This is a genomic window from Kocuria sp. NBRC 114282 (assembly GCF_030268385.1).
In the GTDB taxonomy this organism is placed as follows: domain Bacteria; phylum Actinomycetota; class Actinomycetes; order Actinomycetales; family Micrococcaceae; genus Kocuria; species Kocuria palustris.
The window spans coordinates 387738-402810 of the sequence record NZ_BSQO01000002.1; the positions used below are offsets into that span (position 1 = coordinate 387738).

15 protein-coding genes and 1 other RNA gene are annotated in these 15073 nt (G+C 70.2%); 8 read left to right on the forward strand and 8 right to left on the reverse strand.

Translation table 11 applies throughout. The features are described 5' to 3' along the window. Positions 1-58: 58 nt before the first annotated feature. Positions 59-1390, reverse strand: a complete 1332-nt coding sequence (gene gabT, locus QSJ40_RS05445) for a 4-aminobutyrate--2-oxoglutarate transaminase (protein ID WP_040561236.1) — start codon at positions 1388-1390, stop codon at positions 59-61. Positions 1391-1561: 171 nt separating this feature from the next. On the opposite strand from gabT, the gene QSJ40_RS05450 reads away from it, so the two are divergent. Next, positions 1562-2521 carry a LysR family transcriptional regulator gene (locus QSJ40_RS05450; RefSeq protein ID WP_040561235.1) on the forward strand — a complete coding sequence of 320 codons (960 nt, stop codon included), beginning with the start codon at positions 1562-1564 and terminating at the stop codon, positions 2519-2521. On the opposite strand, the gene QSJ40_RS05455 is transcribed toward QSJ40_RS05450, so the two are convergent. After that, positions 2479-2928 carry a hypothetical protein gene (locus tag QSJ40_RS05455; protein ID WP_006215254.1) on the reverse strand — a complete coding sequence of 150 codons (450 nt, stop codon included), beginning with the start codon at positions 2926-2928 and terminating at the stop codon, positions 2479-2481. The two genes, QSJ40_RS05450 and QSJ40_RS05455, sit on opposite strands and share 43 nt — an antisense overlap. A 174-nt stretch (positions 2929-3102) precedes the next feature. Between QSJ40_RS05455 and prfB the strand changes: the two genes are divergently transcribed. The 5 genes from prfB to QSJ40_RS05480 all read left to right on the forward strand — a co-directional run bounded on the left by prfB (position 3103) and on the right by QSJ40_RS05480 (position 8398). Next, positions 3103-4224 (forward strand): peptide chain release factor 2, encoded by a 1122-nt coding sequence (prfB, locus tag QSJ40_RS05460; RefSeq protein WP_006215253.1) that lies wholly within the window; start codon positions 3103-3105, stop codon positions 4222-4224. A gap of 9 nt (positions 4225-4233) precedes the next feature. Further along, complete coding sequence (gene smpB, locus QSJ40_RS05465; RefSeq protein ID WP_006215252.1) at positions 4234-4728, forward strand: SsrA-binding protein SmpB; 495 nt, start codon at positions 4234-4236, stop codon at positions 4726-4728. Between the two features lie 134 nt (positions 4729-4862). Beyond that, positions 4863-5237, forward strand: a transfer-messenger RNA (tmRNA) gene (ssrA, locus tag QSJ40_RS05470). Between the two features lie 381 nt (positions 5238-5618). Next, the gene (locus tag QSJ40_RS05475; protein ID WP_006215251.1) at positions 5619-7472 is read left to right on the forward strand and encodes a BCCT family transporter; all 1854 of its coding nucleotides are present in this window, start codon (positions 5619-5621) and stop codon (positions 7470-7472) included. A gap of 176 nt (positions 7473-7648) precedes the next feature. Further along, positions 7649-8398 (forward strand): DUF4190 domain-containing protein, encoded by a 750-nt coding sequence (locus QSJ40_RS05480; protein WP_006215250.1) that lies wholly within the window; start codon positions 7649-7651, stop codon positions 8396-8398. Positions 8399-8521: 123 nt separating this feature from the next. Here the strand turns inward: QSJ40_RS05480 and hisN are convergent, their stop codons facing one another. The 4 genes from hisN to QSJ40_RS05500 are packed head-to-tail and all read right to left on the reverse strand — an operon-like array spanning position 8522 to position 12609. Continuing rightward, positions 8522-9313, reverse strand: a complete 792-nt coding sequence (gene hisN / locus QSJ40_RS05485; protein ID WP_006215249.1) for a histidinol-phosphatase — start codon at positions 9311-9313, stop codon at positions 8522-8524. A 21-nt stretch (positions 9314-9334) separates the two neighbouring features. After that, positions 9335-10444, reverse strand: coding sequence for a ribosome small subunit-dependent GTPase A (rsgA, locus tag QSJ40_RS05490; RefSeq protein ID WP_006215248.1), 1110 nt, complete (start codon positions 10442-10444; stop codon positions 9335-9337). Then, positions 10431-11924, reverse strand: coding sequence for a 3-phosphoshikimate 1-carboxyvinyltransferase (aroA, locus tag QSJ40_RS05495; RefSeq protein ID WP_006215247.1), 1494 nt, complete (start codon positions 11922-11924; stop codon positions 10431-10433). Before aroA ends, rsgA begins: the two co-directional genes overlap by 14 nt. A gap of 46 nt (positions 11925-11970) precedes the next feature. After that, positions 11971-12609: a DoxX family membrane protein gene (locus QSJ40_RS05500; protein WP_053447136.1), complete on the reverse strand. Its 639-nt coding sequence runs from the start codon at positions 12607-12609 to the stop codon at positions 11971-11973. 301 nt (positions 12610-12910) lie between these two features. Here QSJ40_RS05500 and QSJ40_RS05505 point away from each other — a divergent pair, with 301 nt between their 5' ends. Then, the gene (locus tag QSJ40_RS05505; RefSeq protein WP_024290809.1) at positions 12911-13783 is read left to right on the forward strand and encodes a sigma-70 family RNA polymerase sigma factor; all 873 of its coding nucleotides are present in this window, start codon (positions 12911-12913) and stop codon (positions 13781-13783) included. Between the two features lie 2 nt (positions 13784-13785). Then, positions 13786-14112 (forward strand): mycothiol system anti-sigma-R factor, encoded by a 327-nt coding sequence (gene rsrA / locus QSJ40_RS05510; RefSeq protein WP_024290808.1) that lies wholly within the window; start codon positions 13786-13788, stop codon positions 14110-14112. A gap of 126 nt (positions 14113-14238) precedes the next feature. Here the strand turns inward: rsrA and QSJ40_RS12885 are convergent, their stop codons facing one another. Next, the gene (locus QSJ40_RS12885; protein WP_014300525.1) at positions 14239-14313 is read right to left on the reverse strand and encodes a 50S ribosomal protein bL37; all 75 of its coding nucleotides are present in this window, start codon (positions 14311-14313) and stop codon (positions 14239-14241) included. Positions 14314-14450: 137 nt separating this feature from the next. Then, positions 14451-15050: a GDSL-type esterase/lipase family protein gene (locus QSJ40_RS05520; RefSeq protein ID WP_024290807.1), complete on the reverse strand. Its 600-nt coding sequence runs from the start codon at positions 15048-15050 to the stop codon at positions 14451-14453. Positions 15051-15073 lie beyond the last annotated feature (23 nt).

Here is a 15073-nt window from a genome sequence, read left to right on the forward strand (position 1 = left end):
GGCCGTCGAAGCGGTGCCGGTCGCGCCCGGGCAGTCGCGTGCTCGACGGGCCCGCGGCTCAGGCCTGGGTCGCGAAGGCCTCCTCGAGGACGTCCAGGGCCTCGCCCAGCAGATCATCGCTGATCACCAGGGGCGGGAGGAAGCGCAGCACGTTGCCGTAGGTGCCCGCCGTCAGCGTGATGACGCCTGCGGCGTGGCAGGCGGCGTTGACGGCCTTGGTCAGATCGGGATCCGGGGTGGTGGTGCCGGGCTTCACGATCTCCACGGCCATCATGGCGCCGCGGCCGCGGATCTCGCCGATGGCTTCGTGCTTCTCGGCCAGCTGCCCCAGGCGCTCGCGGAAGATCGCCTCGATCTCGCGGGCGCGGCCCGGGAGGTCCTCCTGCTCCATGGTCTCGATCGAGCCCAGGGCGGCGGCGCAGGCCACGGGGTTGCCGCCGTAGGTGCCGCCCAGCCCGGAGGCGTGCACCGCGTCCATGATCTCGGCGCGGCCGGTCACCGCGGACAGCGGCAGTCCGCCGGCGATGCCCTTGGCGGTCGTGATCAGATCCGGGACCACGCCCTCGTGATCGCAGGCGAACCAGTCGCCGGTGCGGCAGAAGCCGGTCTGGACCTCGTCGGCGATGAAGACGATGCCGTTGTCGCGGCACCACTGGGCGATCTTCGCCAGCCAGCCCGACGGCGGGACAATGAAGCCGCCCTCGCCCTGGATCGGCTCGATGATCACGGCGGCCACGTTCTGGGCGCTGACCTGTGCGGAGACGGCCGAGGTGAAGGCCTCGAAGGCGTCGTCGGCGATCGAGGCGGCATCGCCGGTCCAGCGGTACGGGTAGGCCATCGGCATGCGGTAGACGTCCGAGGCGAACGGGCCGAAGCCGTGCTTGTACGGCATGTTCTTGGCCGTCAGCGCCATCGTGAGGTTCGTGCGGCCGTGGTAGGCGTGGTCGAACGCGATCACGGCGGTGCGCCCGGTGTGGTGGCGGGCGATCTTGATCGCGTTCTCGACGGCCTCAGCGCCCGAGTTGAACAGCGCGGTGCGCTTCTCGTGATCGCCGGGGGTCAGCTCGTTGAGCTTCTCGGCGACCTGCGTGTACTCCTCGTACGGGGTGACCATGAAGCAGGTGTGCGTGAAGTCCTCGAGCTGGGCCTGGGCGCGGTCGATCACGCGCTGGGCGGAGGCGCCCACCGAGGTCACGGCGATGCCCGAGCCCATGTCGATCAGCTGGTTGCCGTCGACGTCGACGACGATCCCGCCGCCGGCCTTCTCCACGTAGACCGGCAGCCCCACGCCCACGCCGGAGGAGACGGCCTGCTTGGTGCGCTGGTGCAGCTCCTGGCTGCGGGGGCCGGGGATGGCGGTGCGCAGCTCGCGCTTCTGCGGGACGGACATGACGGCTCCCTGGTGCTCGTATCGATGCGATGCTCGCCGCGGGCTGCGCCGGCTGCGAGCCGGTGCGGGCACCGCGACGACGGTGATGGCCACCACTGTCGTCTGCGCCTGCCTATGCTGTCCAATATCGGTTCTCGATGATCGCCATGCCGATTAGGAATAGGGGTGGGGATGGACCTGCGTGCGCTGCGCAGCCTGGTCGCCGTGGCCGAGGAGGGCACCGTCACGGCCGGGGCAGCCCGGCTCGGCCTGGGTCAGCCGGCCGTCAGCCGCCAGCTGCTCCAGCTCGAGCGGCAGCTGCGCGTGCGCCTGTTCGACCGGGAGGGCACTCGGATGCGCCTGAGCGCGGCCGGCCAGCAGCTGCTGCCCGAGGCGCGGGAGCTGCTGCGCGGCGCGGCCGCCTTCGAGGCAACGGCCGCCGACGCCGCCGCCGGATCCCTGCAGCGCGTGCGGATCGCATCGGCCGGCACCACGCGCGATGACATCGTGGCCCCCTGGCTTGCCGAGTGGTCGCCCGAGGCCCCGCTGGCCTCGGTCCTGGAGGCGCCCGTGGACTCCCTCTATCCGGCGCTGCGTCGCGGCGCGGACCTGGCGGTGGCTCCGATCGCCCCCACCGCCGGCCTGGAGTCCATCGAGGTCGCGCAGCTGGGGCTGTGGGCCTATGCGGCCCCCGGGCACCCGCTGGCCGGGACGGGGGCGATCACGGTGCGCGAGCTCGCCGACACCGACCTGTTGCTGCTCGAGCGGTCGTTCCACGCCCGTCGCAGCCTGGACGCCGCCTTCGAGGTCGCCGGGCTGGGCGTGGAGCCGGCGGTCGAGGTCGGCTCGCCCGTGATCGCCCAGGCGCTGGCCGCCTCGGGCCGCGGTCTGACGGTACTCAGCGACGATCCGCGCTTCGAGCTCGTGCCGCTGGCGATCCTCGCCGACGACGGCAGCCCCCTCACCCTCCGACTGCACGCGGCCTGGGACCCCGACCACCATGCCGCCGGCGCGCTGGCCGAGCTCGCCCGCGACCTCCGCCGGTTCGTGCGCGGACGCTACCCGCAGCCCGGCGCCAGGCAGCCCGCCGGGCCCGGGACGGACGGTGCTCAGCGCTCCGGCAGCCGCGAGGACTCCGCTCGGAGCGGGTAGCGCTTCCACTGCCCGTCGCGCCAGTACTTCAGCTGCTTGAGCTGGCGCAGGCCGGCGTCGGGGCACGTGTTGATCCGGATCTGATCCGTGACCAGCCGGTCCAGGGTGGACAGGGCGATGTCGCGGTCCCGCCAGTCCTCGCCGCGGCGCGGATCGATGACCTCGAGCACCTCGTCGATGCGGTCCACGATGTAGGTCGGGACGATGTCCACGCGCGCCCACTGGATCTTCTCGCGGGTGACCTGCGACCAGATGTCCCAGGTGTCCTGGCCGGACTCGTAGGCGTCGATCTTCCGGCGCAGCTCGATCATGTCGTCGACCACCTCGCCCTTGCGGCCCAGGTGCCTGCCATCGCGGTCCAGCAGGTTCTCGAGGGTCTTGAACGGGTTCAGCGACAGGGACGGCACGGATGCTCCTCGGGTCGGCGGACCGACGGCTGGGTCCGCTGGGGTGATCGTCCCCATTGCGACGGCTCGGGCGTGACCGCGTCAGCCGCTGCTGCGACGACTTCCTGCGACCGTCGTGATCGCAGGGGTCGGGGCAAGGGAGCGGACTGTGCGCATGAACTAGGCTGTGTCCCTATGGCCACCACAGACTTTCCCGCCGAGATCAGCTCTCTGCGCTCCACCTACTCGTCCATCACCGAGGTCGTCGACATCGACGCTCTGCGCGCAGAGGTGGCGCAGCTCAATGAGCAGGCGGCGGCCCCCGATCTCTGGGACGACGTCGAGAACGCCCAGAAGCTGACCTCGCAGCTCTCGCACAAGCAGTCGCAGCTCAAGCGGCTCGACGCCCTCGGCGAGCGGATCGAGGACATCGAGGTCATGGTCCAGCTGGCCGAGGAGGAGGACGACGCCGACACCCTCGCGCTCGCCGAGGAGGAGCTCGTCTCCGTGCGCAAGGATCTGGCGCAGCTCGAGATCACCACGCTGCTGTCCGGCGAGTACGACGAGCGCGACGCCGTCGTGACCATCCGCGCCGGCGCCGGCGGCGTCGATGCCGCGGACTTCGCCGAGATCCTCATGCGCATGTACCTGCGCTGGGCCGAGCGCCACGGCTACCCGACCAAGGTCCTGGACACCTCCTACGCGGAGGAGGCGGGGCTGAAGTCGGCGACCTTCGAGGTCAAGACCCCGTACGCCTTCGGCACCCTGTCGGTCGAGGCCGGCACCCACCGCCTGGTGCGCATCTCGCCGTTCGACAACCAGGGCCGCCGCCAGACGTCGTTCGCGGCGGTGGAGGTCATCCCGCTGATCGAGTCGGACGACACGATCGAGATCCCGGAAAACGAGCTGAAGATCGATGTCTTCCGCTCCTCGGGCCCGGGCGGTCAGTCCGTGAACACCACGGACTCGGCGGTGCGCATGACCCACATCCCCACGGGGATCGTCGTGTCCATGCAGAACGAGAAGTCGCAGATCCAGAACCGCGCCGCTGCCCTGCGCGTGCTGCAGTCGCGCATCCTCCTGCAGCGCAAGCAGGAGGCTGACGCCAAGAAGAAGGAGATGGCCGGAGACGTCAAGGCGTCATGGGGCGATCAGATGCGCTCCTACGTCCTGAACCCGTACCAGATGGTCAAGGACCTGCGCACGAACCATGAGGAGGGCAACCCCTCCTCCGTGTTCGATGGCCAGATCGACGATTTCGTGGACGCGGGCATCCGCTGGCGCGCCGGCGCGACTCCCGATCCGTCCGAGGGGTGATAAGGCCGCATGGCGACCAAGAAGAAGAAGCAGAACGACGACGGCCGTGATGTCGTCGCCAACAACAAGAAGGCCCGGCACGACTACGAGATCCTCGACACCTACGAAGCCGGGATCGCCCTGATGGGCACCGAGGTGAAGTCGCTGCGCATGGGCCGCGCCACGCTGGTGGACGGCTACTGCGCCTTCGATCGCCGCGGCGAGCTGTGGCTGGAGAACGTGAACATCCCGGAGTACCTGCAGGGCTCCTGGACCAACCACTCCGCCAAGCGCCGTCGCAAACTGCTGCTGCACGCCTCGGAGCTGGACAAGATCGCGCAGAAGACCCGCGAGTCCGGCTTCACGATCGTGCCGCTGAGCATGTACTTCCGCGACGGCAAGCGCGTGAAGGTGGAGATCGGCGTGGCCCGCGGCAAGCGCGAGTTCGACAAGCGTCAGGCACTGCGCGAGGCCCAGGACAACCGCGAGGCCCAGCGCGCCATGCGCTACCGCAACATGCGCTGAAGCGCTCTCCAGCACCGCTCACCCCGTCGGCTGCGGTCGGCGGGGTGTTGTCCTCCCGGGCGTCAAGCAGTAGACTGGTGTGTCCGGCAACGGCCCTCAGGGGCAGTCGTCGGAGCTGGTTGACAACAGCATATGGGGATGATCGGTTTCGACGGTGTGAGTCGATTCTGGTGAAGCGGGCCGAGAAAGCACAGTCATCTCGTAAACGTCCTGTGCAAACCAATAAGTGCCGAATCCAAGCGCACTGACTTCGCTCTCGCTGCCTGATTGAGCTAGCGACAGCAGTCTGTCAGCCCGGGGTCGCCTTCGCCCCGGTGTCTGGCATCAGCTAGAAGGCCACTGCTTCAGCCGTACGTCGCGGACGGCTGGTGAACACTTACGCGACTGAGCCTGTTGGTCGAGACGTGTGCTACAAGGACCAGGGCTGAGAAAATCCACAGCACACTGCGCCCGGAGAAGCCCGGAAGAAGCTGCACCGGACGGGGGTTCAATTCCCCCCATCTCCACATGTGATGCCTCGTGCATCGGCAGAGCGCCCCGGACCATTCAGTCCGGGGCGCTCTGCGTTGTGCTCGCATCCGCCCAGGGCCCTGGCTGCACCCCTCGGAGGGCCGCTCCGCGTCCCTGCCGTCGCATCGCTCGTCGAGTCGACGCTTCCCTGCGCGAAAACCGCACCATCGCACCGGGACGCGTCGATTCGGCGGGGGAGCAGGAGCCGGTCGGAGGGTCGTCGCGGACCTCCCTGCGGCGGGATTCACAGCCGAAGAAGCTGACAAGTCGGCTCTCAGGTGTTTACCTGGGGGCGCACAAGATCTGAAAGCTGTCTGTTAATCGCTGCCCGGGCGGTTCCGTGTCGGAGCCGCAGGATCGAGGCGGCACGGAAGGAACGCATGGCTGAGACACCCCACGAGACCAGACCGCCGGCAGCGGACGAGCACAGCACGCCGCCCGAGGATCCCCTGGACTCCGATCTGCGTCCCCAGAACCAGATCGCCGATGACGACACCGATGCCCAGATCACCGAGAAGCTCAAGGCTCAGGGCGTCCGGCTCCGTCGCGGCAGCATCGCACCGGCGGTGTTCTGGCCCGCGCTGATCGCGATCATCGTGGTCACCGCCTGCGCGCTGATCTTCCCGGACTTCACGGCCGATGTGCTGCTCGGGGCTCAGACCTGGCTGGTGACCAACCTGGGCTGGTACTACATGACGGTCATCGCGGCCTTCATCGTGTTCGCCCTGTACATGTGCTTCTCGCGCTTCGGCAGCATCAAGCTCGGGCGTGATGACGAGGAGCCCGAGTTCTCCTGGATGAGCTGGTTCGCCATGCTCTTCTCCGCGGGCATGGGCGTCGGTCTGGTCTTCTACGGCGTGGCTGAGCCGCTCACCTACGCGACCTCTGATCCCAAGCCGGGCTGGACAGGCGACCAGGTGGAGCTGGCTCAGCTGGGTATGGCCCAGACCTTTGTCCACTGGGGCCTGCATCCCTGGGCGATCTACGCCGTGATCGGCCTGGCTCTGGCCTACGCCATCCACCGCCGCGGCCGCCCGGTCTCCATCCGCTGGGCGCTGGAGCCGCTGCTCGGCGAGAAGCGCGTCCAGGGCTGGATGGGCGACGTCATCGACATCCTGGCCGTCTTCGGCACCATCGCCGGTGTGGCGACCTCGCTGGGCCTGGGCGTCCAGCAGATCGGCGCGGGGCTGGCTGCCATGGGCGTCGTCGAGTCGGCGGATATGACGCTGCTGATCATCCTGATCGTCGTGATCACGTTCCTGGCCACGGCCTCTGTGGTCACGGGCCTCGGTCGAGGCATCAAATGGCTGTCGAACATCAACCTGTCGCTGGCCGGCATCCTGCTGATCGCGGTGCTGCTGCTGGGTCCCACGCTGTTCATGTTCCAGAACTTCATCCAGTCCCTGGGCGTGTACCTGGCCAACGTGCTGAACATGAGCTTCGACGTCGGCGCCTACCAGGGCGAGGAAGGCGCGGCCTGGGGCGCTGCCTGGACCATCTTCTACTGGGGCTGGTGGGTCTCCTGGGCGCCCTTCGTGGGCGTGTTCATCGCCCGCATCTCCCGCGGGCGCACCGTGCGCCAGTTCGTCGCCGGCGTGCTGCTGGTGCCCACCACGGTCGGGTTCTTCTGGTTCTCCGTGATGGGCGGCGCGGGCCTGTTCCGCCAGCTCTTCGGCGAGGGCGGCCTGGTCGACCCGGAGGAGGGCGTGATCGCCGAGTCCGCTCTGTTCGATCTGCTGGCGGACATGCCGATCGGCGGGATCCTCTCGGTGCTGGCGATCGTGGTCATCGCGATCTTCTTCATCACGTCCTCGGACTCGGGCTCGCTCGTGGTGGACATGCTCGCCTCCGGCGGCCACCCGAACCCGCCCACGTGGTCGCGTGTGACGTTCGCCGTGCTCGAGGGCCTGATCGCGGCAGCTCTGCTGCTGGCCGGCGGGCTCACCGTCATCCAGGCCGCGGGACTGATCACGGCGCTGCCGTTCTCCGTGATCCTGATCCTCATGGCCATCGCCACGGTCAAGGCCATGCGCACGGACCTGGAGCAGATGCAGGACCGGGAGCTGGAGCAGCGCTACCGGCGCGTCTCCGAGATGCTCCAGGAGGACTTCGACTCGAGGTTCGGCGAGCAGGTGGATACCCGAGTCGATCACCGGATCGACTACCGCCTCTCCCGCACCACGGGGCCTGTCACGGGCAGGTTCCGTCGGCTGAAGGGCAACGAGAAGAAGTGACCGTCTGTGCCGATCAGCGCCCTGCGGGGCCGTGATCGGCGAAGAGGATCCCACGGGGGTCGTCGAGCACCGCGCTCGACGGCCCCCGTCGCCTGTGCACACCGCCGCCGTCCTGCCGCGACTGTGGGAGAATCGGAGGCGACCCACGAACATCGGACCTCCCTCAGGAGACGGACTTGAGCTACCAGCCCCCGCACAACGCAGACCAGTCGTCCCCGTGGTCGGACGGCGGCGCACGGGCAGACGGCGCGGCCCGCGACGGCGGCCCCAAGGGCCCCGCGCACGATCCCGGCCAGGAGGAGGCGCCCCGCTACGGCGTGCGCGCCCCGCAGGAGCCCGCCCCGTCCCAGCAGGGCGTCCCGCAGTACGGCCGCTACGACGACGGCCAGAGCTCGTACAGCGCCGGTCAGCCGGTGCAGACCGCCGGCTACGGCGCGGGCGCGAGCGCCCCGGCGCAGCAGTCCTACAGCGGCTACCCGAACCAGGACCCCTACGCCCAGGGCGGCTACCAGCCCGGCCGCAAGGTCAAGGACGGCAAGGGCATGGGCATCGCGTCCCTGGTGCTCGGCATCGTCAGCGTCCTGCTGTTCTGGCTCCTGGGCCTGTTCATCATCGCCGCCGTGATCGGCCTGATCCTGGGCATCGTCTCCCTCGTGCGGGCCTCCAAGGCGCGTGCGGGCAAGGGGTTCGGGATCGCGGGCGTGATCCTCAACGGTTTGGGCCTGATCCTCAACGGCCTGATCCTGGTGCTCTCGCTGATCTTCGGCGCGGCCATGATCCAGGTCTTCAACGACCCGGACGTCCGCAGCTGCTGGGACACCTACATGGGCACCGAGATGACCACGCAGGACCAGGCGGACTTCGAGCAGTGTGTCAGCGACACCGTCGACCAGCAGCTCGACGAGGAGCCTGCGACCGCCAGCTGAGCGATCCGCGCCGCGGTGCTCCAGCCCAGCGGCAAGGACCTGCTCGCGCACGCAGACGAGGGGGCCGAGGCATCATGCCTCGGCCCCCTCATCCGTCTGAGCTAGCCCGCGGGCGATAGGGGATCAGTCGCCGATCAGCTCCAGGACCTGGTCGTGCAGCAGTCCGTTGCTGGCCACGGCGTTGCCGCTGAACGGGCCGGGGGCCCCGTCGAGTCCGGTGAAGCGTCCGCCGGCCTCCTCGACGATCGGGACCAGTGCGGCCATGTCGTACAGGTTCAGCTCCGGCTCGGCGGCCAGGTCCACGGTGCCCTCGGCCACCAGGCAGTAGGACCAGAAGTCGCCGTAGGCGCGGGTGCGCCAGACGCGGTCCGTGAGCTCCAGGAAGTCGTCGCGGTGCCCACGGTCCTTCCACCCGCTGAGCGAGGAGTAGGACAGCGAGGCGTCCTCGAGCCGATCCACCGACGAGACGCCGAGCCGCTCGGCCTTGGCCAGGGATCGTCCTGCCCAGGCCCCGGTGCCGGCTCCGGCCCACCAGCGCCGCTGCAGGGCGGGGGCGGAGACCAGCCCCACCACGGGGACGCCGTCGTCGATCAGGGCGATCAGCGTGGCCCACACGGGCACGCCGCGCACGAAGTTCTTGGTGCCGTCGATCGGGTCCACGACCCACTGCCGGGATCCGGAGCCGGTGGTGCCGAACTCCTCGCCGAGCACGGAGTCCCGGTTGCGGACCCGGGCCAGCTGCGCGCGGATGAGCTGCTCGGCATCGCGATCGGCATCGGTCACCGGGGTGAGATCGGGCTTGGTCTCGACCTGAAGCTCCTGGGAGCGGAACCGCGCCATGGTGAGCGAGTCGACCGTGTCGGCGAGCACGTGGGCGAGGCGGAGGTCATCCGTGTAGGAACCGTGAGGGCGCATGCTCTCCAGGCTAGCGGAGGCTCAGGCCCCCAGGGTCTTGGACTCGGCCTCCTGCTCGTGTCCGGAGCTCAGCAGGCGCCGCAGCGACTCCAAGCGCTCGGGGCCCGCCTGACCTGCGTGTCCCTGCGCGACCCATGCGTCGAGGGCGCAGCCGGGCGCCTCGGCCAGGTGCGTGCAGCCCTTGGGGCACTCGGCGATGGCCGGGCCCAGCTCGTCGAAGGCCTCGACGATCCGATCGGGCTCCACGTGCGCCAGGCCGAAGGAGCGCACACCGGGGGTGTCGATGATCCAGGTGCCGGCAGGGGAGTCGGGGACCCGCAGCGCCAGCGCCGAGGACGAGGTGTGCCGCCCGCGACCGGTCACGGCGTTGACGCCGCCCGTGGCCCGCTGTGCGCCGGTCAGGGCGTTGACGAGCGTGGACTTGCCGACGCCGGAGTGGCCGAGCATCACGGAGACGCTGCCCAGCAGCCTCTCGCGCAGCGCGTCGACCAGCTGCTGATCCAGCGGCAGCGAGTCCTCCTCGGCCGCTGAGGCGCCGTCGCCGGCGGCTCCGGAGGTCAGCACGGACAGCTCGAGCGCTCGGTAGTGCTCGATGAGCCACGACGGGTCCTGCAGATCCGTCTTGGTGATGATCAGCAGCGGCTCGATGCCGGCGTCGTAGGCGGCGACCAGCGAGCGGTCGATGAAGCCCGTGCGCGGCTCCGGCTCCGCGGCCGCCACCACGATCACCAGACGGTCGGCATTGGCCACGACCACGCGCTCGACGGGATCGGTGTCATCGGCGCTGCGGCGCAGCAGCGTGGTGCGCGGCTCGAGGCGCACCAGCCGGGCCAGGGTGTCCGGGCGTCCGGAGACGTCCCCGACCAGGCCGACCCTGTCTCCGGCCACGATGGGGGTGCGGCGCAGCTGCTTGGCGCGCACGGCGGTGACCAGGCGCTCGTCGTCCGAGGATTCGTCGACGACTGCGGTGAAGCGGCCGCGGTCCACCGCGACGATCCGCCCGATCACGGCATCCTCGTAGGCGGGCCGCTCCTTGGTGCGCGGCCGGGAGCCCTTCTTGTTGGCCCGGACACGGACGTCCGACTCGTCCAGCTCGTCCCAGGACGATGCCCTGCGATCAGCGCGCGCCATGGCTGTCTGAGCGCTGGGGAACGGGGGAGGACCCGGGCTGGACGGGCACGGCACCGGTGTCCAGCACGGAGCCGGTGACCATCTGATTCCACAGCTGCGGGAACTGCGGCAGGGTCTTGGCGGTCGTGGCGATGTCCTCGACCTGCACCCCGTCCAGGACCAGTCCGATCACGGCGGCGGCCGTGGCCATGCGGTGGTCCTCGTAGGAGCGCATGACGGCCGGGTGCAGCTGCCCCGGCTCGATCCGCAGGCCGTCGGCGGTCTCCTCGGCGCGGCCGCCGATCCGACGGATCTCCGTGACCAGGGCGGCCAGACGGTCGGTCTCATGCCCGCGGAGGTGGGCGATCCCGCGAAGCACCGATGGCGAGTCCGCCACCGCGCAGATCGCCGCGACGGTCGGTGCGAGCTCCCCGGCCTGGCTGAGATCGAGGTCCACGCCGTGCGGCGGCTTGGACGCGCTGACGGTGAAGGTCCCGTGCTGGCCGTCGGCCTCCGGCTCCAGGCTCACCTGCGCCCCGAAGGCGGGGAGGATCTGCTGCCAGTGGGCTCCGCCCTGAGTGGTGCGCAACGGCCAGCGGGGGATCGAGACGGTGCCGCCCGAGACGACGGCCGCCGCCAGGAACGGCCCGGCATTGGACAGGTCCTGCTCGATGCTCAGATCGACGGCCTGCACGGTCCCGGGGGACACCGACCAGGCGGCGGGCTCGGAGCCCTCGACGCGCACACCGGCCTCCCGCAGGGTCTGCAGCGTCATCTCCACGTGGGGCAGGGACGGCACGCCTGCGCCGTCAGCGCCCACGTGGCGCAGCTGCAGGCCGTGCTCGAAGCGGGCGGCCACCAGCAGCAGCGCCGAGACGAACTGGGACGACTCGGAGGCGTCGATGCTCAGCTGCCCGCCGGGCAGGGCACCACGGCCGATGACGGCGAAGGGCAGGCGCCCGGGCTCGCCGAGCTCCTGGACCTCCACGCCGAGCCCGCGCAGGGCCTCGATGACCGGCCCCATGGGTCGGCGCTCGGCGGCGGCGTCCCCGTGGAACTCGGTGCGACCGGGCACCAGGGCCGCCAGGGCCGGCACGAAGCGCATGACGGTGCCGGCCAGCCCGCACTCGATCCGCCGCTCGGTCGCCGTTCCGGCGGCATCCTCAGCGGCCGCCTGCGTCCGCAGGTGCTCGAACGGGATGGGGGTGATGAGCCAGTCGTCGCCGAAGTCTCCGTGGCCCGGGACGTCCTCCACCCGGGCGCCGAGCTCGCGCAGGGCCTGGGCCATGAGCTCGGTGTCCCGGGAGCGCAGCGGAGCCCTCAGGCGCGACGGGGCATCGGCCACGGCGGCCAGCAGCAGCCAGCGGTTGGTCAGCGACTTGGACCCGGGGACGGTGAGGGAGGCCTGGACGGGACGGGAGCCGAGGAAAGGAGCCGGCCACAGCGACGTGGCTGCGACCGGCTCCTGGTGCTCGGGCTCCTCCGGGAGATCGCGGGTCACGCAGTGCTCCGTTCGGGGTTCGACGAGGTGGTTCGGCGAAGGGCGCTCAGCGCTTCTTCTGTGCCTTCTTGGCGGCCTTCTGCGCCTGCTTGATGCGCTCGGCCGAGCGCTTCTGCGCCTGCTCGGCAGCCTTCTTGGCCGCCTTGCGGGAGCCGCGGGTGGACTTCTCAGCGGACTTCTGGGCCTGCTCGAGGCGCTTGGAGGCATCGGCGGCGAAGCTGCTGGAGGACTTGGTGGCCGCATCCACGAAGTGCTTGGCGCGCCAGGCCAGCGACGGACGGCCGTTGGTGTCCACGGTGGCCAGCATGGTGGCGCCAATCAGCGACACGTTCTTCAGACCGGAGTTGCGGCGAGCGGCCTTCTGCTCCTTGGAGCCGTGCTCGGCCGCCTGGAAGTCCAGGTACGCGTTGAGGCTGGTGGTCACGACGAGCACGGAGGCTGCGGTGCGGGGGAACTTGCCCAGGCCGTAGGCGACACCGGCGGTGACCTGCGCGGCGGCCAGTCCCTGCGCCACGACGGCGCTGTTGGACACGGCCGACTTGGCCTGCGGGACGGCGCGCTCGACGCCGGTCAGGACCGGGGCCAGGTGCTCGGCCGAGCGCGACGAGTTGCGGAAGGCGTCGACGCCGTTGACCACGAAGCCGGTGGCCAGCAGCGGACGGGCGATGATGCGGACGATGCTCATAAGGGGTCCTCCTGTATGTACTGGCGGTCCGGCGTGCGCGGACCGGTGGCCCTTGTTACCGGCCATCCTAACCAGGCTGTCGGTCACCGCACCGGCGCTGGCCCGAGGTGTCGGGACGGCGTCGCGATCCGGCGGCCGGAAGGGGCTGCCTGCACAGCGCTTCACCTGCGCCGCGCGGAGGTCCGGGAGGTCGCGGCCGCGACCCGGCGGAATAGACAGGCCCCGCCGACCGTTGCGCGTTGTCGACGCACCGGGATGCAGACAGACCCTGCCGGACCCGACAGGACAGGAGAGGAGGGACATGGTGCTGACAGCGACCCGCACGGCCGCGACTGCTCCGGCCCGCCTAGACTTGTCCGCGATGAGCGAAGCAGATGACACCGCGGACCGGACCAAGCCGAGCGCGCAGGACGGCCCCGTCGAGACCGCGCCCGATGACGACCTGATGGCCGAGTCCGGCCCGGCTGCCCCTGAGGAGCAGCCCGTGGACCTCGAGACCGAGACCCCGGAGCAGCGTGCCGAGCGCTTCGAGCGCGAGGCCATGGTCTACGTCGACCAGCTCTACGCGGCGGCGCTGCGCATGGCGCGCAATGCCGCCGATGCCGAGGATCTCGTCCAGGAGGCCTACACCAAGGCGTTCTCGTCCTTCCACCAGTACCGCCCCGGCACGAACCTCAAGGCCTGGCTGTACCGGATCCTGACGAACACCTACATCAACCTGTACCGCAAGCGCCAGCGGGAGCCCAAGCAGGCGGACACCGAGACGGTCGAGGACTGGCAACTGCACCGCGCGGAGCAGCACACCTCCGCCGGCCTGCGCTCGGCGGAGGTCGAGGCCCTCGACCACCTGCCCGACTCGGACGTCAAGCGCGCTCTGCAGGAGCTGCCGGAGGACTTCCGCATGGCGGTCTACCTCTCCGATGTGGAGGGCTTCGCCTACAAGGAGATCGCCGAGATCATGGGCACGCCGATCGGCACCGTGATGTCGCGGCTGCATCGTGGCCGTCGGCTCCTGCGCGAGATGCTCAGCGATTACGCGGCCGACCGGGGGATCGACACCACCAAGGGCGGTCGCCGCAAGTCCTCCGCCACGCAGAGCGCGGCCGCCGACACCAAGTCCGCCGCCAGGGCCCGGGCCGCCCAGCGCACCACCGACGAGAAGCAGAAGGACTGACCATGACCGATCCCCAGCGCGATGCTCACGACGACGGCGCTCCCTGCGGCTGCTCGCAGGCCCAGCTCGAGCGGATCCACGAGTACCTTGACGGCGCCCTGACCGTGGAGGACGTCCGCGCCATCGCGGAGCACCTGGACGACTGCCCGGACTGCACGCACGAGCACGACCTCGAGCGGGAGATCCGCACCGCGGTGCGGCGATCCTGCGCGGAGACCGCCCCGGAGACCCTGCGGGCCTCGATCATGTCCCGCATCAACGAGGCCTGCGGCCGCACCGAAGCCGGAGCCCAGGCGGAGTCGGAGTCCGTCCGCCAGAGCACCCAGTGAGCACAGTCGCGGGAGAGCTGTCCCCGCGCGCATGACGAAGGCCCCGACCGGAGGAGCTCGAGGATCTCGAGCCGCCCTGGTCGGGGCCTTCGCTCACTGCTGTCCCAGTCCGGCCCGGGAACGGGCTCAGGAGTTGGGGCGCTTGCCGTGGTTCGCCTTGTTCTTGCGGCGGTCCTTGCGCTTGCGTCCACGCTTGCTCATGCGTGCCTCCTCGGTCGAGTGGTCGGGGATCCGACGGGGGCGGACGGCTCGCAACCGCCCGCAGCCTTCCGCGGACATCCGCCCATTGTTCCACATCCGCGCATGCGGAGGGAACGAGGCGGCGCCGATCGCGCGGATCACTGCGGCTCGGGCAGATCCAGCCAGGAGTACCAGCCGCGGTGCAGCACGAGCCAGGCGATGAGGCCGTAGCCGGCCTGGCCGGGGCTGCCGTCGTTCGCCGAGAGGTCCTTGCGCCACTGCTCGTGGTGCTGCAGCGGATTGAAGGTGTCGACGTAGATGTGGTTGCGCCGAGTGACGACGTCCGCGAAGGCGGCCGAGAGATCGGCGATGCGCCGGTTGCGATCCGGGTCCAGGGTGGGCGGTGGGCCCACCACGAGCACCTTCACGTTGGACTGCGCCGCGGTGTCGACCATGTTGGCCATGTGCAGGCGCGAACGCGCCGTGGTGATGGCCAGGTCGACGTCGCGCGTGGACGGAGCGATCACCAGGCGGTTGTCCGCACCGGCGGCGAAGCGGAGGGAGGCCTCGCCGAACCAGCGGTCGTTGAGCGCCTCGCTGCCCTCGCCGGGGGCGGCGAGGACGTAGGAGGAGATCGGGACCACGTCATGGGGCGTGCGAGCCAGCACGCGGCCGTACCAGCCAAGCGCCCGGGGGTCTCCGGCGCCGGCCAGCAGCTCGTCGCCGACCGCGACCATTCTGATCCTGCGTTGCTCCACGGGGTTCCTCTTCTTGATGTTCA